The following is a 21743-nucleotide window of genomic DNA, read 5'->3' as shown; positions in this document are numbered from 1 at the left end:
ACGTATTAAGCAACCGCTTCAGATTTATCGATAACAACTTGCCCTCTGTAGTACATTTTACCTTCATGCCAGTAAGCTCTGTGGTATAAATGTGCTTCTCCAGTAATAGGACATGTAGCGATTTGAGCTACAGTAGCTTTATAATGTGTTCTTCTCTTATCTCTTCTTGTTTTCGAGGTCTTTCTCTTAGGATGTGCCATTTTACTATATTATTTATCCGTTAATAGTTTCTTTAATTTTTCCCAACGCGGGTCAATATCTTCTTCTTGTTTACTCTCTTCCTTTTGTTCTTTTACACTTAATTCATTCAACTTTGTTAAAGCTTCGGTCTGTAAAGTCCCGTCTTTAACACCTGGATGAATTCGTTTTTGAGGCACTGAAAGCGCTATCATTTCATAAATGTATTGTGCTACATTCACTTCATGCTCTCCATGCGGTAAAATTAACAACTCTTCATTATCATCATTGAATTCATCTCCAAAGCGAACAATCAATTTCATTTTCCCTTTTAAAGGAAGATCAAAATCTTCACTTGTTAGATCACAAGGCACATTTACAGTCCCTTTATGTTTGAATTCTAACTCTAACATGTTGCTTTTCTTTTCGAAAACCAAACTCACTTTAATTTCAGAACTTTGAAACTCTTCATAGTCAAAGTCTTTAAAGAACGTGTTATTTATTTGATACTCAAAATGGTGTTTTCCCAGCTTTAACCCTATAAAAGGAATTAAAAATTCTTTTGTTTTGCTCATTTCAACATCAATTTGTACAATCCGAATATAAAACTACATATCTGAATTGGGGTGCAAAGATATAAAATTATTATAAATCTAATAATCTTATTCACCTTTTTTTGTTTATAACTGTTTTTCTTTTATTTTAAGAGGTTTTTGGCTAATCTCCTCATACTGATTACGCGAGCGAAAAATATCAAGTGCAAGATAAACGGCCTCTTTAAACGAGTTGAAATCTGCCATGTCTTTTCCAGCAATATCATAACCAGTTCCATGATCCGGCGATGTTCTAATTTTATTTAAACCTGCTGTATAGTTAACTCCTTTACCAAAAGACAATGTTTTGAACGGAATTAATCCTTGATCGTGATAAGTGGCTACAACGGCATCATATTTCTCATATTGACCGCTTCCAAAAAATCCATCGGCAGAAAATGGTCCGAAAACCATAGTTCCAGAATCGAATATTTTTTTCAAAACCGGTTTCAAAACTAAATCATCTTCTTTTCCTATTACACCGCCGTCGCCGCAATGCGGATTTAATCCTAAAACTGCAATTTTTGGTTTTACTATGCTAAAGTCTTGAATTAAAGATTTTCTGATTGTTTCAATCTTTCTTGTAATTAATTCTTCTGTTAAATGCGAAGAAACCTCACTTATAGGCACATGATCTGTTAACAAACCTACTCTTAAATTATCCTGAACCATCATCATTAAAGCATTACCTTCTAACTCTTGGTCTAGATAATCGGTATGACCTGGGAATTTAAATTCTTCAGATTGAATATTGTATTTATTTATAGGAGCCGTAACGAGTACATCAACCAAATCTTCTTTCAACGCTTTTGTTGCTGCTACAAATGATTTTATAGCATACTCTCCTATTTTTTCATCATTAGTTCCTAAGTTAATATCAACTCCTTCTCTCCAAAGATTAAACACGTTCACTTTTCCTGGAACAATCTGATCTAATTTATCTATTCCGTGAAACTGAACGGTCGAAGTAAAACTTTTTTTAACAAAGGATAGAATTTTAGCATTTGCAAAAATAACCGGTGTACACAATTCAAGCATTCGAGAATCCTCAAATGTTTTTAGTATAACTTCGCTTCCAATACCGTTTAAATCTCCAACTGAAATTCCAACAATTATATTTTCTGCTTTTTTATTCATGAGCTCAGCTTATTTATTACTAATTTTGATGTGCAAATTTAGTAAAATAAAACCACAATGTTCACAGGAATTATAGAAACCCTAGGAAGGATTCACGAAATACAAAAAGACAAAAACAACTTACATGTAACTGTCGACTCCTCTATTACAAACGAATTAAAGATTGATCAAAGTGTTTCGCACAACGGAATCTGCCTTACGGTAGTTGCTATAAACGATTCATTTTATACGGTTACTGCAATTGAAGAAACTATTTTAAAGACCAATATTGGCGATTGGAAGGTTAATGATATTGTAAATCTGGAAAGAGGTATGAAACTTGGCGACCGTCTTGACGGACATATCGTACAAGGTCACGTTGACCAAACTGGTACATGCACAAAAATCGAAGAGGCTAACGGAAGTTGGAATTACACTTTCGATTACGACGCAAACCTCAGCAATATTACAATTGAAAAAGGCTCTATAACGGTAAACGGAGTAAGTCTGACGGTTGTAAATTCTAAAACCAACGAATTCAGCGTTTCTATTATTCCTTATACTTTTGAAAATACTAATTTCAAAAATTTCAAGGTTGGCTCTAAAATAAACTTAGAGTTTGATGTTGTTGGAAAATACATTTCAAGACTTTATTCAATAAACAAATAGTTTTAGAAAAAATTCAAAACGAAAAAGCTTCAAATTAAATTGAAGCTTTTTTTGTTTTGTTTCGATATATAATTGTTATTCCTAGAATTAGTCCGCTTGCAATTAAAAAAGAAAAATCCTCATTAATTGGCACTTTTGTTGGCGGCGGAGGCTTAGTATCTCCAGCGCGCGGAGGCGGCGGCATCTCCTCAGCCAAAACATAAAATGGATTAGATACAATCAAAAAAAAGGCCAGACAAACAGTTCTTACAATTCTCATAAATTCAAATTTCATTACCAAAAAGCTATTTTTTACAAAAAAGCGTCTTTGATAAGCCAAAACAGTCCCATCTTTCCAATAAATTAAAATATAGTGTAATTCTTACAACAAATATATACGTATTTTATAAAAAACACAAAATTTCCCAACTCTTTTCCTTCTAGATCTTTTAAAACACTTTTTAGCATCATGAAACTTAAAAACTTCCCACAGAATAAAGTTTCAAAAAACGCATCTTCTTTAAATAAGTCAGAAAGAACTGTAAAGTACGAGATTTAAAAATAAAATACGATTTCTTTTTAAGTCCTGAGCATCATCAACTATACTCTAATTAATATATTTGCAGGAAATAATACAGAACAAAAAGCGCAAGACATCATTCCTTTAGCCAAACAAATAATGGAGAATAAATTTACAGTTGGAAGTTTGTACGCAGGTGTAGGCGGCATATGTCTAGGTTTTAAGAAAGCCGGTTTTAATCTAAAATGGGCCAATGAATTTGACAAACATGCATGCAAAACTTACAAGTCAAATTTCGAACACGATTTAATTGAAGGTGATGTAATGAACTTAAATTTAAGTTCTCTTGAAAAAATAGACATTTTAACGGCTGGATTTCCGTGTCAGCCTTTTTCGCTTGCGGGACACAGAAAAGGTTTTGAAGACAGAAGGGGAAATCATTTTTTTAAAATTCTTGATTTTATTGACGAAATGAGACCTAAGGTTGTTTTTCTTGAAAACGTTAAAAACTTAAGAGGACACGACAAAGGCAACACTCTTAAGGTTATTCAAAGTGAAATTAAAAAACGAAACTACACTTTTGACAGTGCTGTTCTAAACACTAAAGATTTTGGAAACACCCCTCATAATAGGGAAAGACTTTTTATGGTTGCTTTTGACAAAAACTTTGTCAATAACAAAAAGTTTAGATTTGAGTTTCCTAAAAAAGAAAATCTAACTACCACAGTAAAAGATTTAATTCTTACCGAAAAGGTACCGGACAAGTTTTATTACGGCGAAGATAAATACATGTACAATACGCTAAAAGAATCTATTGTCGATAAAGGCAAAATTTATCAATTCAGGAGACATTATGTTAGAGAAAACAAGGCAGGTTTATGCCCAACTTTGACTGCAAACATGGGAACTGGCGGACATAACGTTCCAATTATCATAACAGATCACGGGTTTCGAAAACTAACGCCTCGCGAATGTTTTAGATTTCAAGGTTTTCCAGACAGCTTTAAACTTCCTTCTATTTCAAATTCTAACTTATACAAACAAGCAGGAAATTCGGTAAGCATGCCTGTTATTGAAAGATTGGCTAATGAGATTTCTAAAGTTATCGAAAAAGTCGAAAAGAAGAAAAACGCCTAAACTCTATTTCTCTTGGCTTTTGATCTTTGAAAGTTCTATTTCGCTTTGAATTTTCAGTAAGCAAGTATCTAGTTCTTTCTGAATTTCTTTACTCCAAAAACGTATTACTTTCCATTCTTCCGAAATTAAATAAGCATTAACCTCAGCATCGCGTTTCCTATTTCGTTCAATTTTAGGAATCCAATATTCACGATTCGACTTAATGCGTTCTTGATTTAAGTCCCAATCTTTACCGTGAAAAAATTCGCTGTCTATAAAAATGGCAATTTTATACTTGGCAAAAGTCAAATCAGGCTTACCAAATACCTTTTTATTATTCTTTCGATATCTATAACCAAGCCGCCACAAAGCCTTCGCAATCCTAACTTCGTCTTTGGTTGCGGTGCTTTTTATAGCCTTCATGTTTTTTCTTCGCTGCTCAGGCGTTAAATTATCCATTGTGCTGCCGTGATTAAATTTGTCTTTGCAGTATAAATTTAATTCATTTTTCAATAACCAATGAAATTTCAATAACTTCTCTAAAAGCCAAAAAACAAAAAAGCCTCTACATCACTGTAAAGGCTTTCTGTTTCTAAATAAGTGGTCCCACCTGGGCTCGAACCAGGGACCACCTGATTATGAGTCAGGTGCTCTAACCAGCTGAGCTATAGGACCGGTTTAGAGGATGCAATATTACTACTATTTTTCATTCACTCCAAATATTTTAAGACATGATTTGCATTTAATTTTAATTCAAAGCCTATGTTTTAAAAACAAGATTGATTTTCAAGACATTATTGAGAATAAAAAAAGCATCTTTTTTTATCTAATTTCCTGACAAAGCTCGACCAAAACACCATTTGTGTTCTTTGGATGCAGAAAAACCACCAATTTATTATCAGCGCCTTTCTTCGGAACTTCATTTATCAATACAAAACCTTCGTTTTTTAAGCGTGAAATCTCGGCATGAATATCTTCAACATCAAAAGCGATGTGATGAATTCCTTCACCTTTCTTTTCTAAAAACTTCGCAATTGGGCTTTCTGGATTCGTCGCCATCAAAAGTTCAATTTTGTTTGTTCCAGTTTGAAAGAAAGAAGTTAAAACACCTTCACTTTCTACCGTTTCTTCTTTGTACGACGGAACGCCCAATAATTTCTCGAACAATACATTTGCATCGTCCATATTTTTTACGGCAATTCCAATATGTTCTATTTTATTTACCATCTTATTTTAATTGAGTTACATAAGTATTAAAATAACCACATTCTGCAATTACATCCTGATAATATTTAGTATCCGAGTAGTCTTTTTGCAGCGTTTTAAATCCATTCCAAGCAATAAAATTCACTTTATCATCATTGGCATCCCACCAATATCTAACACTATTGTATTTAGTATTATAATATTCGTTTCGTTCACATTTCGAAATCAAATACACACATTTTGCTTTCTGCTCCTTTGTAGACGCAGCCTGTAATGCTTTTTGATAGTACATTTTAGAAACACTGCAATCCGTAATCATCTTTTTCATCGAATCTCTAAACGAATATGGACTTGAACCGTAACCTACAATACTAATTTCGTAAAAAGTTCTTCCGTTTCCAAAATGCGAAATATTATAAAATGCATTTCCTAACAATAAACTATTCGTATAAACATCTTCGTTTTTAGCCAGTTTATCCTGCATTTCTTTTATTGTATTCAAGAAATCCAATTGTGTATACTTTCTTTTTTGATAAGCGGCATGATCGCAATCATGGCAGTCTTTTATACTTCCGTTAAACGGATTTCCTAAAAATTTAGAGTTTTGAACTGAATCTGTCTGCTTTAAAAATTCAATCGCTTCTGGAATTTTATTTTTGAAAGTTGCCTGAACTGCCTGAAAATTATTAATATCTTTTAATTTCAAACTATAAATTCCGGCACCAATATTCTCGATTTCAGTTTTATTAGACTTAGACAAAAACGTTTTTATTCCCTGTAAATTCTTCTCATCATCGTAAAAAGCATTTCCATCATTCCAATAGCTGTAACGAGATTCGCCAAAAATCTCAGCCAAAACTAGATTTCCTTTTTCTCTATAAAGCGTAGACAAATAACTTCTGCTCCATGAAGAAGCATTTTGATAACGAAACTCCTGCCCTTTATAGTTTTTTGGAAGCTCATAATACAACCAATTCAAATCGGCTAGAATTGTTTTTTCGTTTTTATCCGTCAGTTTATCAATTTTGCTTAAGTTATTTACAAAACGCAATAAACGAAGCTGCATTCCCGCCAATTCCGTTTTTGGAAGCGTTTTTACCGCTTTATCAAAATTCTTATCCGCATTTGCATAATCCCCTTTTAAAGTCTGTAAATACCCAAGAGACAAATCCCATAAATAAGGTCTGTCTGTATTTCCTGCCGCCGAAATTTTAGCAATTAAATCCAGCGCTTTTTTATCCACCTTAATTTGATTTTCTATTTTATTTTCTGCAACAGTCAGTTTTTTTACAGGCTGATTTTCTCCGCCATCCTTCTGAAACGAATTATTTACAGACTGTTCAAGTCCGTTTACCAATCTAGTCGCCAGGTAATTTAAATGTTCACTTTTTGGATCTAATTCGTAAATTTTTTCGATTGCCTGTTTTTCATCTTTATAATAACCGTGAATAGCCCAAAGTGCCGCTTTCTCTTTATTAGTCTTCGCCATTGTCAGCGCTTTATTCCAGTCTGTTTCATTTTTTGGAGCAAAACTATAGGCTGTTACGACTCTTAATTCTGGACATTTATCAAAAACCTGCGCATACAAATAGTTCGAAACCGCATATTTTCCTTGTTTATGATTGATTCCGGCAACGTATGAAAGTGCGCGGTAATACAACGTGTTTTTAGGAACTGAGCTTTCTGTTTTATTAAAAAACTCAATTGCTTTTTGTTTATTATTGCTGTAAAAACGAGCTTTCATGGTAAGAAACCAATATCTGTTTTTTAAGAACGGATCAGACAAAGTATTGTAAACATTCTCGATTGACTGAATCATTTTAGCATCATTGAACGTTTTTGCCACAACGGGATCGTAACTCCAATGATCTTCACTAATTGAAACGGTTTCTATTTTTTGTGCCAAATACAAAAACTCAACAAAGTTTTTTACCTTCTCCTCTTTCAATGGCATCTTTTTTCCCCATTTTAAAGACGAAGCATTTTCTTTTTTAGTTTTATAATACACATGAAGATCTGTGATTTCTTCCTTATTCTTAATCTTATTTTTATTATCTGAATAATAATTTGGCTTCTCATCACCAATTAAAAAATAATTTACTGTCGTAGTATCTATTTTTCCTTTAAGATAAGCTGCCCAATCTGATTTTATGTCTTTATTGAAACGTGAATTATGCTGCGTATCGTAACCAATTCCGTAGAAAATACCGCCTGACAAAAAAAGCGGCGAATAGGATTTATCTGCAAAAGTTTCTGGAGTAAAATTGGAGTTATAACCAAAAAAATCCCAATCGTCTCCACCTGCACAAGCATAAATTATTCCATATGCAAAAAGGAAAGCCGCACTAAAACCAAGAAATAACTTGCTTAAAAATATTCTTCTCATAATTATTTAAATTGAATTCGTCTAAATCGTAAAATATAATTTCTTTTGGAGACTGCGCTTTATTATCGTCTAAATCTTCAGCCATTTCTTTTAAATCTTCGGGCGAAATTGTCTCTGTTTTCAGCAGATCATTCTCTTCGTAGTAAACACCGTTTTTATAATTAGATTGTTTTACTTTAAAAAATATTGAACTAATCTGCTCGAAGTTTTTATCTTTTTTGAGTTCGCTGATATTTAATTTCGAACGCAAACCTAAAACTTTCTGATTCCTGATATGAATTGCCCACGAATAAATAGGAAGTGCATAATCAAGATGCAGCGGATATTTCTTTAAACTTTTAAGATATTTCTCTGAGATTTTTCGGCTGTAAATAGAGTTTAATGAATCTGACGCTATACTTCCCATATTATAAAACATCAAAACGCCGTTATCAACATTTGGAATTTTAGTTTTCTTAAAGTATTTCACTTGATGAAGTCTGATTGTCGCCGAGAGTTTTTTCTTTGAAAGCTTTTTTACCTGCTCAATAAACTTAAGATAATTGTCTTTGCTGTTTAAGGTCCAATCGCAGTCAATTTGAACTTCGGTACAATTTATTTTATTCTTGCTGTTGATTTCGGTAATTAAATGAATGGTCTTTTTGGCAAGATCTTCAACATCTAAATACTTCTCAAGCATTACTTTATTTTGGATAAAAACAACTGGAACAATTTCAAATTCCTGCACATTTTCATAAAAATGAACCGGACTTACGGGAAATGGCTTTTGGGTTTGAGGATCAAGTCCGATGTCAAAATATCGAACATAAAGTTTACGAACCTCATTGTCTTTGAGAGCGGTTCTTTCTGTTTCAGAAAATTTTAGATTGGTTTTCCAATAATAAAAAGAAATTATCGGCTGGTCTTTTTTGCTGCACGCAGTCAGAAAAAGAAGTAACAAAACCCAAAAAAATCTTTTAACCAAAACGAAGTGATATTATATTTAAGATCAAAAGTAAGAAATTATCTAGTATCAGAGGTTTTAAATTCTAAAAAATGCGAAAATATCTACAGTGCTAAATCCTAATAAATGGCCAAAAAATTTCAATTAAAGCAAATATAATTGTTATTTTGTGCAATCAAATTTAAAAACCGCTATGTTTAAAAGCAAACTCAAATATATTTCATTTTTACTGGTATTATTAATGGTGAGCTGCGCCAAAAGAGGCAATATTACTGGCGGATTAAAGGATACGCTGGCTCCTATTTTAATATCCAGCACTCCTAAAAACTTAACTACAGATTTTCAGGGAAACGAGATTACATTGGTATTTGATGAATATGTCAAATTAAAAAACCTCAACAAACAGCTTATTATTTCTCCTCCAATGAAATATGAACCGCAGATTACGCCTGTTGGTGTGAGTAAATTTTTAAAGATAAAACTTAGAGATACTTTACAGCCCAATACTACTTACAGCTTAAACTTTGGACAAAGTATTACTGATAATAACGAAGGAAATCCGCTGAACCAGTTTAAATATATTTTCTCAACGGGCTCTTATATCGATTCGCTTACTCTTGGTGGAAAAATTAAAGATGCTTACACAAAAAATGTAGATAATTTTGTTTCTGTGATGCTTTATGAAGCAAACGACAAATACAAAGATTCTGTTATTTACAAAGAATTTCCGCGATACATTACCAATACTTTGGATAGTATGAGAACTTTTAAATTTGAAAATTTAAAAGCTGGAAAATACTTGTTAGTTGCGCTAAAAGATAAAGGAAGTAATAATAAATTTAATCCAAAAGACGATAAAATTGGATTTATAAAACATTTTATTACAGTACCAAATGATACTATTTTTGAGTTAGAATTATTTAAGGAAACATTGCCATTAAAGGCTTTCAAACCAATTCAAGCTTCTGGAAACAGACTGCTTCTTCCGTATGAAGGAACACAGAATTTTAAAAATTCAAAACCAAAAATTGTACTTAGAAATAATGGACAGATACTGGAAACCATCGTAACGCAATTCCCTAAAAAAGATTCGCTGCAAGTTTGGTACAAACCTTTAAAAGCTGATTCATTGTCGTTGGAAGTGAGTAATGACAAGTACAATAAAAAATTCACTTTTAAGGTTAAGGATCAGAAAAAAGACACTTTAAATATTAAAGCGGTTCAAAACGGCGTGCTTAATTTTAGAGAAAAATTTACGTTAGAAACTGAAACTCCGCTGGTAAAATTTGACAAAACAAAAATTAGACTGATCAATAAAGATTCTACTGCGATTGATTTTACTACAGAATACGATGAGTTTGAACAGAAACTGTACGTTGATTTCAAGAAAGAGCCTTTGCAAAAATATAATTTTACATTTTTCCCGGGCGCATTAACTGATTTCTACGACAAAACGAACGATACATTATCGTATAAGTTAACCACAAAGGAATTTGAAGATTACGGAAATCTTGTTTTGAATTTACAAAACGTAAAACGCTTTCCTATAATTGTTGAAATTACCAATAAAAAAGGCGATAATGTATATGCTTCTGAATATTCTGAAGGCAATACAAAAATCGAATTCAACTTACTGCTTCCAGAAGAATTTACGGTTCGAATTATCTACGATGACAATAAAAACAAGATGTACGACACGGGTAGTTTCTTAAACAAAACGTATGCTGAAGAGGTATTTTATTATCAAAAAGGTGTAGATGTTCGATCGAATTGGGATGTCGATCAATCTATCGATTTAAATATTCCTTATAATCCTGAAGTCGAGAAAAAAGACGATGATTTAAAGAGAAAGAAGGAAGAGAAAAAACGGAAAGCTTTTTAAATCTTAATTCAATCGCGTAAAATGGATAATGAATTAATTGAGCATAAAAACTGGTTTCAATCAAACTGGAAATGGATCATTCCTTTAGTTCTTTCATTGGCTCTAATCTCTGGTTATTTATTCTCCAGCTCAGACGAAAACATAATGGATTTTGCTCAGGCATATAATGATACTGCATTGTATGAAAAGGCAATAGAAAAAGCCAATTCAAACCAAAGAGTTTTAGAAACTGTTGGAGAAATTCAGCCTATCGACAAATTAGCAATTCTAGAAGGCAACACGATTTATACGGACAACAATACTTCGGTTGTATTATCCATCAGAATTAAAGGCACAAAGAGCAAGGGAAAATTAGATATTACAGCTAAAAAAATGGGTGTCGAATGGAATTATAAAAAAATTCTTGTTCGTTGTAAAAACCCAAAAGAAGAAATTACGGTTGTAGATTCCAATTAAAAAACATCTTATTTCTTAATCAAGATTGATTTTAAAACTGTCTTTATCGTTTAAAAAAGCGAACTTTTTTCGAGCTTCCAGCATAGCATTTTTATCTAGTTCAAGCACAAAAACATCTTCTGATTCCTGCGGTTCTAAAATATAATTCCCTAAAAAATCAATTACTTGCGAATGTCCAATATGCTCAAAATTATTGGCATCAAGCCCAATTCTGTTCACTCCAACCACATAACTTAAATTTTCTATCGCACGTGCTTTTAGCAAAGTGTCCCAAGCATTCGTGCGTACTTTTGGCCAATTGGCAACATACAAAAGCAAATCATAATTCTCGACATTTCGAACAAACACTGGAAATCTCAAATCATAACAAACCTGCAGACAAATTTTCCATCCAAGGTAATCCACAATTACTTTTTGAGTTCCTGCTGTATAAAATTCATCTTCACCTGCTAACGTAAACAAATGTCGTTTGTCGTAAAACTGAATTTCACCTGACGGAAAAACAAACAGCATTCGGTTATAATACTTTTCATTTTCAACAATAACCAAACTTCCCGTAACTGCACTGCTTTTAGCTTTCGCCACAGCTTTCATCCACAATACAGTTTCTCCCTGCATCGTTTCGGCAACTGCAGAAGGATTCATTGTAAAACCAGTCGAAAACATTTCTGGAAGAACAATAAGATTTACTTCAGAATCGAGCGAATTTATTTTCGCTTCAAAGCGTTTTCTGTTTTCAGAAGCATTTTCCCAATAAAGATCGGATTGAATTAGTGCTGTTTTCATACTTCAAAAATACGAATTTTCAGCTAAAAAAAATTTGCTTATAAAAAAGCTCAGGTTGCAAAATTTTCTCAAACAGCCTTTTAAAACTGCACTTTTTTTGGAAAACAAAAATACATCAGGAAAAAAATATGCAAAAAAAATGCATTTCTTGCAAAAAAAATGCAAATGTGAAAAATAAATATATATATTTGATCGCCAATAAAAACCAAAAAAAAAACGTGAAAACCAAAAAATTATGAAAACAAAGTTAATTTCATTAGTGTTTATTGGGGGGATAATCTTCTCAGCAAACGCGAAAGAGACTGCAATTAAAAAACATCTTTTTGAGCAACAAAGCAGTCAGGTTGAAATTTCAGGCCAAGTAATTGGTCAGGATGATGGAATGCCAATTGCAGGTGCAACAATTTATGCTAAAGGCAATAAAAAAAATGCATCTATTACTGATGAAACAGGAAAATTCAAATTAAATGTTCCAGAAAACGAAACTCATATTATCGTTTCTTACATGGGTTATGCAACTTTAGAATATGAATTAAATGCAGCTAAAGATTTAGTTATACGTTTAAAACCTGCAGAAAATGTTTTAGATCAGGTTTTAGTAACCGCATTAGGAGTTAAAAAAAGCAGTAAAGCCGTTGCTTATGCGGTAACTGAATTAAAAGGAACTGAATTTACAAAGGCTAAAGAAACCAATATTTCGAATGCTTTAGTTGGAAAAATTGCCGGTGTAAACGTAAGCAGCACTGCAACAGGACCAAACGGATCAACAAGGGTTGTTATTAGAGGAAATGGTTCCTTAAACGGAAACAACCAGCCGATGTATGTGGTAAACGACTTGCCTATTGACAATACACAGCTTAATTTACCTGGAATTGGAAATGGTGCGGGACAAACCAGAATTAATGTTGACCGAGGTGACGGAACTGCTGTTATAAACCCAGACGATATTAAAACTATTACGGTTCTTAAAGGTGGAACGGCAGCGGCATTGTACGGTGCAAATGCTGCAAATGGTGTTATCTTGATTCAGACAAAAAGAGGTTCGATTCAAAAAGGAATTGGAGTTGAATACAATACTTCTTTTACTTTCGAAACGCCTTCGATCATACCAGATTGGCAGTACGAATATGGGTCTGGAGACGCTAATAAAAAACCAACTACTAAGGCAGAGGCAATAAACTACGGCCGCTGGTCTTGGGGTGCAAAAATGGACGGAACTGACGTTATTCAATTTGACGGAGTAAAAAGACCATACAGCCCTCAAAAAAATAACATCAAGAATTTCTACGAAACGGGAACAACTTTTATCAATTCGATTGCTTTATCCGGCGGAACTGAAAAAGCAACAGGACGTCTTTCATTTTCCAATATGGACAATCAATCTGTTGTGCCAAACTCTGGTTTTAACCGTAAAAGCGTAAATATTGCGAGCAATGTAAACTTAACTGATTGGTTAAAATTTGATGTGGTAGCGCAATACAATTTAGAAAAAAACAACAATAGAGTTACAGTTTCAGATGCTGAGGCAAACCCAAACTGGGGAACTTATATGATTGCCAACACAGTTGACATTAGAAATCTTGCCCCAGGTTATGATGAAAATGGTGTTGAAGAAGCTTGGAACCCAGTTGCAATTGCAACAAACCCTTATTTTGTTGTCAATAAAATAAAAAACAGCGATACTAAAAACCGCTTTATCGGTATGTTGAATGTAAAACTGAACTTTACTCCTGAATTATTTCTTCAAGGTAGAATTGGTCAAGATTTTACAAACTATGATTTCTTTGGATACATTCCAAAAACAACTTTAAACAATCCTGTTGGATATGCGCAAGGTTCAAAAATGAAATTGTCTAATTTAAATTCGGAAGCCATTCTTAACTATACTAAGAAAAATATTTACCAAAATTTCTCTTTAAATGCATTAGTGGGTGTAAACTCTCGTACTACTTTGAGAGATGAAACAAGAATTGAAGGTTCTGGTTTTGTATTGGATGATTTTTATGCACTAAGCAACTTAGGTACGATTACATACAGCTATCCTTACGGAAAAACAAAAACAAACTCCGTTTATGGCGCTGTAGATTTAGATTATAAAAATGTTGTGTTTTTAAACTTTACAGGTCGTCAAGATTGGTTCTCGACACTTTCACCAGACAATAACTCTGTATTTTATCCATCAGTTGGAACAAGTATTATAGTTTCTGATATTTTAAAAATGCCTGAATTTGTTTCATTTGCAAAACTTAGAAGTTCATGGGCTCAAGTAGGAGGTGCAACACCAGATCCTTATGCATTAAACCAATCTTACTCAATGGTTCAAGGCGGACATAATGGCGAACAGCTGCAAACACCTACAAGCAACAGAGTTCCAAATTCAACTTTAAGCCCTTTAACTTCAACAACAATTGAGGTTGGAACTGATTTAGGTTTTTTCAACAATCGCTTAAATCTAGATTTTGCATGGTACAATCGTTCAACTACAAATGACATTGTCGAAACTACAATTTCAACGGGTTCAGGAGCAAACAGTGCTTTATTAAACCTTGGAAAAATGAGAAATAAAGGAATTGAATTTTTACTAAGCGGTAAAATCATTAACTCTCGTAATTTTTCATGGGATGCAAGTTTCAACGGTTCTTACAATGAGAACAAAGTTGAAGCACTTACAGATGGACTAAACTCTATAACGATGGCAACTTCTGTAAACGGTTATGCTACTATTACAAGCGATGTTGGACATCCTTACAGCACGATAAAAGGATACAGACCTCTTAAAGATGCAAACGGAAATACGGTATACACTTTAAGCGGAGGTTCAGCTGCAATTGCAAGAGGACCGCTTGAAATATTAGGAGAAGGTGTACACCCTTGGACAGCTGGTATTACGAACGAATTCAAATACAAAAACATATCATTCAGCTTTTTAATCGATGGTAAATTCGGCGGAAGCTTATACTCTGGAACTGATTTGTACGGAACACGTATGGGATTAACTAAATTGACTCTTGAAGGTCGTGAAAACGGACTTCCGATTAAAGGTGTTGACACAAACGGAAATCCTGTTGATATGGTAATCGCTCCAGAAAACTTGAGATATTACTATGATGGTTTAAAAAGCATTTCATCAACATTTATCTATGATGCAAGCTTCATAAAACTACGTCAAATAATATTAGGCTACACATTACCAGTTGATAAAATAAGAGGTTTATCAAAACTTCAAGGAGCTTCGATCTCATTTATTGCAAGAAACTTGTTTATTCTTTACAAGAAAACGCCAAACGTAGATCCTGAATCTGTTTTCAGCGCAGGAAATGCACAAGGTGTAGAACAATTTGGAGTGCCAAAAACCAGAAGTTTCGGTTTAAGTTTAAATATCAAATTTTAAACTCATTTTATCTCTAATTTTTAAATTAAAAGACATGAAAAAGATAACCCTTTTATATATAGCAGGTATCCTTTTAGGAAGCATGACAGCCTGTACGGAAGATTTTGAAGAAATCAATTCCAATCCAAATGCCGTTGAAAAACCAAATCCGAATTTTATTTTCAGCAGAGCACAGCTGGACGGCTTGGCAAACAACTATTTTTTTACCAACATACTGCAATGCGGCGGAATGCTGCAGCATTATGCTACTTACAAGGAAGCTTCGGGTGTTGGAGACAAATATTTGAATAATGAAGTGTATTACTCTGCTTATTTCAATCAAGCCTACCCTACGGCATTAAACGAAACAGAAATTGTAATTAACACCGTAAAAAGCAATCCGAACGAAAGCAACAAACTTAATATTGCTAGAATCTGGAAAGCCTTCTTGTATCATAAAATTACTGATTTGTATGGAGACGTTCCGTATACAGAAGCCGCAAAAGCGAATAGCGCAAATGTTTTTCTTCCTAAATACGACTCACAAGAATTTATATACAAAGATTTGTTGAAAGAACTTGACGAAGCTGCTATAGCATTAGATCCTGCAAAACCAAGTTTTGGTAAAGCCGATTTTATTTACGCTGGAGATGTTGTAAAATGGAAAAAATTCTCTTATTCATTAATGCTTCGTTTAGGATTAAGATTATCTAAAGTTGATCCTGCTTTATCAAAAACATGGGTAACTAAAGCAATTGCTGGAGGAGTAATTTTAAATAGCGGCGACAATGCAATTATGACATATAAAGATGGGCCAAACAACTTTAACCGAAATCCAGTTGGTTTTGATTCTAGAAGTGAAGATTATTCAGCTGGATCGTATGGAAAAACAAACCGTGAAGGCGGTAAACTGGCTAAAACATTTATTGATTTACTAAAAAACACTGCCGATCCTAGAATTAGTGTTTACTCTGGAGTATGGCAGGGAACTGTACAAAATACAAGTGCTGCGGTACAAAAAGGTTTTCCTAACGGAATAAAAACGGCTCCATCACCAGAAGAACAGCAAACTTATTCTGAACCAAATCAAAATACCATTTTAAAATACGATGCGCCGCTTGTACTTATAAGCAATGCCGAAACAAACTTGTATTTAGCAGAAGCTGCTGCAAGAGGCTGGTACACGAGTGAAACTGATAAGGATTTATATGAAAAAGGCGTAAAAGCATCTTTCGCAAACATGGGAATTTATGGCAGCTCGTATGCAATTGCAGACGCAACACCTTACTTAACTGCAAATCCGTATAATGCTTCAGGATCATTTGACGTAAAGATGAATCAGATTCACACTCAAATTTATGTTGCTTTGTTTGTTGACGAACAGGAAATTTATGCCAATTGGAGAAGAACAGGATATCCTGTTTTGGTTCCTGTAAACTATCCAGGAAACGTTACAAATGGTACAATTCCAAGACGTATAAAATACCCAACAGGCGAATATTCAGTGAATTCGACTAACTTAGCAGAAGCGGTTAAACGACAAGGAGCAGATACTTTCACAACAAAAATCTGGTGGGATAAATAAAAACACAATTCATAAATGAGCATTTTAATTCTTACGGCATGCATTGCATTTTTAATCATTCAAATTGCTTGGTTTAAAATCAATCCGTTTATTGCTTTTATAATAACAGCTTTATTAGCAGGTCTATTTTTAGGCCTGCCAATAAACACATTGTCACAAACAGTACAAAAAGGTTTAGGCGAAATGCTGGGTTCAATCACATTGATTATTGTGTTTGGAACCTGTATTGGAAAATTAACCGTTTCATCAGGAGCGGCCAATGTCATTGCCAAAACAGTTATGGGATGGACAGGCAAAAAATACGTACGTTTAGGCTTAATGATTACAGGTTTTATTGTTGGGATACCTCTATTTTATAGTGTTGGATTTGTTTTGTTAGTACCTCTAATCTTTTCAGTAGCCCATCAATTTAAATTATCAAAAGTATATCTGGGAATCCCTATGCTTGCGTCGCTTTCAGTAGCACACGGTTTTTTGCCCCCACATCCTTCTCCAATGGCGTTAAGCAGTATTTTAAATGCCGACATTGGACTGGTTTTGATTTACGGAATAATAATAGCAATTCCGACTATTTTTATTGCGGGTTTATTGTTTTCTAATTTGCTTAAAAACATCAAAACCGAATCGGATCACGAAATTATAAATGTTGAAGAAGTTGTAAATCAAGGCAGAATGCCAAGCTTTTCTCTTAGTTTATTTTCTGCTTTATTTCCTGTTTTCGGATTAACCGTTACTTCTTTACTGCCATTAATTTCATCAAATGAAAATTTAATAAACATTTGCAAAACAATAGGAGAGCCAAGCATGATTATGCTGATTTCTTTACTTCTTTGCACCTATACGCTGGGAATTAGAATAAACCGAAGTCTTGTTTCTGTGATGGATGATTATGCCATTGCCATAAAAGATGTTGCGTTAATTGTTCTAATCGTAGGCGGTGCCGGAAGTTTAAAAGAAGTTATGATTGTAAGCGGCGTAAACGATACTATTGTTGCTGCTTTAACACAAATAAACATTCATCCGTATTTATTGGCTTGGATAATGGCTGCGATCATTCGCGTTTGTGTGGGCTCTGCAACCGCTGCCGGATTAATGACTGCCAGCGTTTTATTGCCTTTATTACAACTTAATGGACTGGACCCAAATTTACTGGTTTTATCAGTAGGCGCAGGAAGCTTGATGTGCTCACATGTAAACGATCCAAGTTTTTGGATGTTCAAGGAATATTTTAATATCAGCCTAAAGGATACTTTTAAATCATGGACAGTCATGGAATCATTAGTATCAGTTTTAGGAATCATTTTCGTTTTTATTTTAAACTCTATAATACATTAATATCATGAATTTATTACCTCAAGAAAAATTTGACACTCTTGGTTTGTCTTTACCGCCAGCACCTCAGCCTTTGGGTATTTACAAACCCTATTTAGTTGATGGTAAATATTTATACCTTTCAGGTCATGGCCCTGTTAGAGACGACAAATCCTTAATTATTGGCCGAATTGGCGATGATATGGATATCGAAGAAGGAAAATTAGCAGCAAGACAAGTCGGACTAACCATGCTTTCTACAATTGTAACTAATTTTGGAAGTCTAAACAAAGTAAAAAGAGTCATAAAAGTACTTGGAATGGTGAATTGCAATGGCGATTTTTTAAGACATCCTTATGTAATAAACGGCTGCAGTGAATTGTTTGCGGAAGTTTGGGGACAAGAAAACGGAATTGGTGTAAGAAGTGCCGTAGGAATGGGTTCGTTACCAGACAACATTCCTGTGGAAGTTGAAGCTGTTTTCGAATTATATTAAAAAAGATATGCCACAGATTTCACAGATTAAAAAGGATTATTTTTTTTGTTAGCCCCGAATTATTTTTCACGCATTCAATTAGTGAAAGTTTGTGAAATTCGTGGCGACAATAAACTATGACAAAATTTTCAAACACATAGAAACATAGATTTTACTTGAATACTAGAAGGAAGTAAAAAAGCTAGCTTTTACACATAGCTATGTTTGTTAATGCAAGTGAAACGCCTTTTATACGGTTTTAAAAACTATGTCTCTATGCGTTCAAAAAAATAAGCGCTACGTTTAAAAATCATTTTAATCCATATAATCTGTGGCAAAAAACAAAAAATATGAATACAACACCACAAACTAGAATTGCAACTTTTGGAGAGTTATTACTCCGTATGAATGTTGCTGATGGAAACCGATTTACGCAGGCCAATGAAATAAAAATTCACGTAGGCGGCGCCGAAGCAAATGTTTGTGTTTTACTTTCTCAACTAGGAATTCAAACTGACTATATTACCCGACTTCCGCAGAATGATCTGGCACAATTAGCCGTAAACGAACTTCAAAAATACAATGTTAACACTTCAAAATGTGTTTACGGTGGAGAACGTTTAGGTTTATATTTTGTTGAATCTGGAAATCAAATCAGACAATCTCAAGTAATTTACGATCGAAGCAATTCCTCTTTTGCAACCATTCAGAAAGATCAAATTGATTGGAATAAGGTATTAAAAGATATTACTCATTTTCACTGGTCAGGAATAAGTCCGGGAGTTTCTAACGAGGCAGGTTTAGCCTGCAAAGAAGCAGTTCTAACCGCACATAAAAAAGGACTTCCTATTTCTTCTGATTTTAATTATCGCTCTAAATTATGGCAATACGGAAAACATCCTTCTGAAGTTATGCCCGATTTACTTCAGTACAGTACAATTACAGTAGCCGACTTAGATGCAATTGAAATTTATTTCGGAATCAAAACGGATCAAAATGAATCCGATGAAAATCGATTTCAAAAAACATTTGAACTGCTAAAAGAAAAAATGCCTTACTTAAAAACATTAGCAATGAGTTTTAGAAAATCTGAAGGTCAGGCGCATCTGTACAAAGGGTTATTGAATCATGAAGGCAGTTTTTACCAAACTCAAGAACACAAAATACATGTTGTAACGGACCAGATTGGTTCAGGAGATGCTTTCAATGCGGGATTATTATACGGATTATCCCATAAATTATCTGGACAAGAATGCATTGAATGGGCAACAGCTTGCGGCGTAATAAAACAAAGTATACACGGCGATTTCGCAATAAGCAACATTACCGAAATAAGTCATTTTATTAAAAATGGCTCAAGTAATAGAATTAACAGATAAAATAAGAATATGTACAGCATTTTAAAAACGCAAGGTGTACTTCCGTTAGTAACCCAAATCGATATCGAAACTGCCCAAATAATATTGCGATCAGCCGCTGATGCTGGCATTAAAATTATTGAGTTTGCTGCGCGTTCAAATGACTCTAAAGAAGTTTTCAGCCAAATGGTAAACTTTAAAAAAGCAAACAATCTTAACATTAAAATAGCGGTTGGATCTATTTTGACTATTGAAGATGCAGAAACTTATCATAAACTAGGAGCCGATTGTATTGTATGTCCACACACTGATTTAGAAATTGGCAATTACTGTATTAAAAACAATATTTACTGGATTCCGGGAGCGGCCACATTAAACGAAATTCTTTATGCCAACAAACAAGGAGCCGAAATTGTAAAACTTTTTCCTGCTGATAAAATTGGAGGCTCGGGATATGTAAAAGCAATAAAAGCACCATTTCCAAACTTAAAAATAATGCCTACTGGAGGTGTAACTTTAGAAGAGAGTAATTTAAAATCTTGGTTCAAATCTGGTGTAGTGTGCGTTGGAATTGGTTCAAATTTATTCTCAAAAGAAATGCTGCAGCATTTAACTTATGATCAATCACTCGAAGCATTTCAAAATTTAATTGAAATAATCGAAAAAATAAGAAACTAGATTATGCAAAAAAAATGGTGGAAAATTAATTCCGAAACTCAACTTGATACCCCATATCTCGCAGTGTACGAAGATCGTCTCCGCTGTAATATTGAATATCTGATCAGTTTGGTAAAAGGAGACACTCAAAAACTGCGTCCTCATATCAAAACACATAAAATAGGCGAAATTCTAGAGTTATTTAAAATCTACAATATCAAGAAAGTGAAATGTGCTACAATAGCAGAGGCAGAACTTGCCGCAATACATCAAATTCCAGATGTACTTCTTGCCTATCAGCCAGTTGGACTTAAAATTGACCGATGGATTTCACTTATTCAAAAATATCCAGAAGTTCATTTTTCTACCATTGTCGACAATTTAGAATCTGCAAAAACATTAAATGAAACCGCTTTAGAACACAATTTAAATCTAACCATTTATCTGGATTTAAATACTGGAATGAACAGAACAGGAATTGCTGTTTCTGAAAACTGGGACGCTTTAGCAAAAAAAATTATTCCGCTAAAAAACATCAATTTGGCTGGTATTCATATTTATGATGGTCATTTGAAAGGCAGCGTCGAGCATCGAAAAGAAGAAGCTCAAGAAGCCTTTACGAAAATCACTAATGAAATCGAAAAACTACAGCAAAATCTAGATTACGAATTAAAAATTGTTGCCGGCGGATCGAATACATTTCCATTTTATGCCCTTCAGGAAAATGTAGAATGCAGTCCCGGTACTTTTGTTTTTTGGGATGCTAATTATCAAACCAATTTGCCCGAGCAATTATTTAAACCTGCTCTGGTTATAGTTGGAACAATTATTTCAAAACCCACTGCATCAACTTTTTGCATTGATATTGGATATAAAGCAGTTTCTTCAGAAAACCCAATTGATAAAAGAATTGTGATCTTAAATGATGAAGACTTAATCCCTGTTTCACATTCAGAAGAACACTTGATCATAGAAAATAGAGGACAAAACGATTATAAAATTGGTGATACGATTTACGCGCTGCCGTATCATGTTTGCCCAACCTGTGCTTTGTATAATACTGTTCAGGTAATAAATAAAGAAAATCGTATTTGCGACCAATGGCAGGTTGCCGCAAGAAGCAGAACAATTAATATATAAAACTAAGTCCATACAAAT

At 33.8% G+C, this 21743-nt stretch carries 20 protein-coding genes and 1 tRNA gene; 11 read left to right on the top strand and 10 right to left on the bottom strand.

Translation table 11 applies throughout. The features are described 5' to 3' along the window. Positions 1 to 5: 5 nt before the first annotated feature. The 3 genes from rpmF to pdxA form a co-directional block, all read right to left on the bottom strand. The gene (gene rpmF, locus ACHRVL_RS04860) at positions 6 to 200 is read right to left on the bottom strand and encodes a 50S ribosomal protein L32 (protein ID WP_008465217.1); all 195 of its coding nucleotides are present in this window, start codon (positions 198 to 200) and stop codon (positions 6 to 8) included. A gap of 9 nt (positions 201 to 209) precedes the next feature. Further along, the gene (locus ACHRVL_RS04855) at positions 210 to 752 is read right to left on the bottom strand and encodes a DUF177 domain-containing protein (RefSeq protein ID WP_089054364.1); all 543 of its coding nucleotides are present in this window, start codon (positions 750 to 752) and stop codon (positions 210 to 212) included. 105 nt (positions 753 to 857) lie between these two features. Then, a complete protein-coding gene (pdxA, locus tag ACHRVL_RS04850) occupies positions 858 to 1907 on the bottom strand; it encodes a 4-hydroxythreonine-4-phosphate dehydrogenase PdxA (protein WP_395410758.1) in 1050 nt (349 codons plus the stop codon). Positions 1908 to 1964: 57 nt separating this feature from the next. On the opposite strand from pdxA, the gene ACHRVL_RS04845 reads away from it, so the two are divergent. Further along, positions 1965 to 2555, top strand: coding sequence for a riboflavin synthase (locus tag ACHRVL_RS04845; RefSeq protein WP_089054366.1), 591 nt, complete (start codon positions 1965 to 1967; stop codon positions 2553 to 2555). Positions 2556 to 2589: 34 nt separating this feature from the next. On the opposite strand, the gene ACHRVL_RS04840 is transcribed toward ACHRVL_RS04845, so the two are convergent. Further along, entirely contained in the window at positions 2590 to 2829 is a 240-nt protein-coding gene (locus ACHRVL_RS04840) for a hypothetical protein (protein ID WP_395410757.1), read from the bottom strand. Between the two features lie 384 nt (positions 2830 to 3213). Here ACHRVL_RS04840 and dcm point away from each other — a divergent pair, with 384 nt between their 5' ends. Then, positions 3214 to 4191, top strand: coding sequence for a DNA (cytosine-5-)-methyltransferase (dcm, locus tag ACHRVL_RS04835; RefSeq protein WP_395410756.1), 978 nt, complete (start codon positions 3214 to 3216; stop codon positions 4189 to 4191). A gap of 3 nt (positions 4192 to 4194) precedes the next feature. On the opposite strand, the gene ACHRVL_RS04830 is transcribed toward dcm, so the two are convergent. The 5 genes from ACHRVL_RS04830 to ACHRVL_RS04810 form a co-directional block, all read right to left on the bottom strand. Continuing rightward, complete coding sequence (locus ACHRVL_RS04830; protein ID WP_395410754.1) at positions 4195 to 4683, bottom strand: very short patch repair endonuclease; 489 nt, start codon at positions 4681 to 4683, stop codon at positions 4195 to 4197. Between the two features lie 88 nt (positions 4684 to 4771). Then, positions 4772 to 4845: transfer RNA gene (locus ACHRVL_RS04825), tRNA-Ile, on the bottom strand. 147 nt (positions 4846 to 4992) lie between these two features. Next, entirely contained in the window at positions 4993 to 5397 is a 405-nt protein-coding gene (mce, locus tag ACHRVL_RS04820) for a methylmalonyl-CoA epimerase (protein WP_395410752.1), read from the bottom strand. Between the two features lies 1 nt (position 5398). Continuing rightward, on the bottom strand, positions 5399 to 7762 hold the full coding sequence (locus tag ACHRVL_RS04815) for a hypothetical protein (RefSeq protein ID WP_395410751.1): 2364 nt from the start codon (positions 7760 to 7762) through the stop codon (positions 5399 to 5401). After that, a complete protein-coding gene (locus ACHRVL_RS04810) occupies positions 7722 to 8702 on the bottom strand; it encodes a hypothetical protein (RefSeq protein WP_395410748.1) in 981 nt (326 codons plus the stop codon). The genes ACHRVL_RS04815 and ACHRVL_RS04810 overlap by 41 nt, the downstream gene beginning before the upstream one ends. Positions 8703 to 8898: 196 nt before the next feature. Between ACHRVL_RS04810 and ACHRVL_RS04805 the strand changes: the two genes are divergently transcribed. Together ACHRVL_RS04805 and ACHRVL_RS04800 are read left to right on the top strand one after the other, a co-directional pair. After that, entirely contained in the window at positions 8899 to 10587 is a 1689-nt protein-coding gene (locus ACHRVL_RS04805) for an Ig-like domain-containing protein (protein ID WP_395410747.1), read from the top strand. 21 nt (positions 10588 to 10608) lie between these two features. Continuing rightward, a complete protein-coding gene (locus tag ACHRVL_RS04800) occupies positions 10609 to 11043 on the top strand; it encodes a cytochrome c oxidase assembly factor Coa1 family protein (RefSeq protein ID WP_395410745.1) in 435 nt (144 codons plus the stop codon). A 15-nt stretch (positions 11044 to 11058) separates the two neighbouring features. Here the strand turns inward: ACHRVL_RS04800 and ACHRVL_RS04795 are convergent, their stop codons facing one another. Next, positions 11059 to 11829: a nitrilase family protein gene (locus ACHRVL_RS04795; protein WP_395410743.1), complete on the bottom strand. Its 771-nt coding sequence runs from the start codon at positions 11827 to 11829 to the stop codon at positions 11059 to 11061. A gap of 235 nt (positions 11830 to 12064) precedes the next feature. Here ACHRVL_RS04795 and ACHRVL_RS04790 point away from each other — a divergent pair, with 235 nt between their 5' ends. The 7 genes from ACHRVL_RS04790 to ACHRVL_RS04760 all read left to right on the top strand — a co-directional run bounded on the left by ACHRVL_RS04790 (position 12065) and on the right by ACHRVL_RS04760 (position 21725). Beyond that, positions 12065 to 15220: a SusC/RagA family TonB-linked outer membrane protein gene (locus ACHRVL_RS04790; protein WP_395410742.1), complete on the top strand. Its 3156-nt coding sequence runs from the start codon at positions 12065 to 12067 to the stop codon at positions 15218 to 15220. Positions 15221 to 15254: 34 nt separating this feature from the next. Next, complete coding sequence (locus ACHRVL_RS04785; RefSeq protein WP_395410740.1) at positions 15255 to 16784, top strand: SusD/RagB family nutrient-binding outer membrane lipoprotein; 1530 nt, start codon at positions 15255 to 15257, stop codon at positions 16782 to 16784. A 15-nt stretch (positions 16785 to 16799) separates the two neighbouring features. Beyond that, on the top strand, positions 16800 to 18119 hold the full coding sequence (locus ACHRVL_RS04780) for a GntP family permease (RefSeq protein WP_395410738.1): 1320 nt from the start codon (positions 16800 to 16802) through the stop codon (positions 18117 to 18119). Between the two features lie 4 nt (positions 18120 to 18123). Next, positions 18124 to 18591, top strand: a complete 468-nt coding sequence (locus tag ACHRVL_RS04775; protein WP_089054685.1) for a RidA family protein — start codon at positions 18124 to 18126, stop codon at positions 18589 to 18591. Between the two features lie 329 nt (positions 18592 to 18920). Further along, positions 18921 to 19949 carry a PfkB family carbohydrate kinase gene (locus ACHRVL_RS04770; RefSeq protein WP_395410737.1) on the top strand — a complete coding sequence of 343 codons (1029 nt, stop codon included), beginning with the start codon at positions 18921 to 18923 and terminating at the stop codon, positions 19947 to 19949. Positions 19950 to 19958: 9 nt separating this feature from the next. Then, entirely contained in the window at positions 19959 to 20606 is a 648-nt protein-coding gene (locus tag ACHRVL_RS04765) for a bifunctional 4-hydroxy-2-oxoglutarate aldolase/2-dehydro-3-deoxy-phosphogluconate aldolase (RefSeq protein ID WP_089057067.1), read from the top strand. Positions 20607 to 20609: 3 nt separating this feature from the next. Continuing rightward, entirely contained in the window at positions 20610 to 21725 is a 1116-nt protein-coding gene (locus ACHRVL_RS04760; protein WP_395410735.1) for a D-TA family PLP-dependent enzyme, read from the top strand. The last annotated feature ends 18 nt before the right edge of the window (positions 21726 to 21743 follow it).

This window comes from Flavobacterium sp. FlaQc-28, assembly GCF_044007415.1.
In the GTDB taxonomy this organism is placed as follows: domain Bacteria; phylum Bacteroidota; class Bacteroidia; order Flavobacteriales; family Flavobacteriaceae; genus Flavobacterium.
The sequence above is the reverse complement of the archived record's forward strand: the minus strand, read 5'-3'. Positions and strand labels throughout refer to the sequence as shown.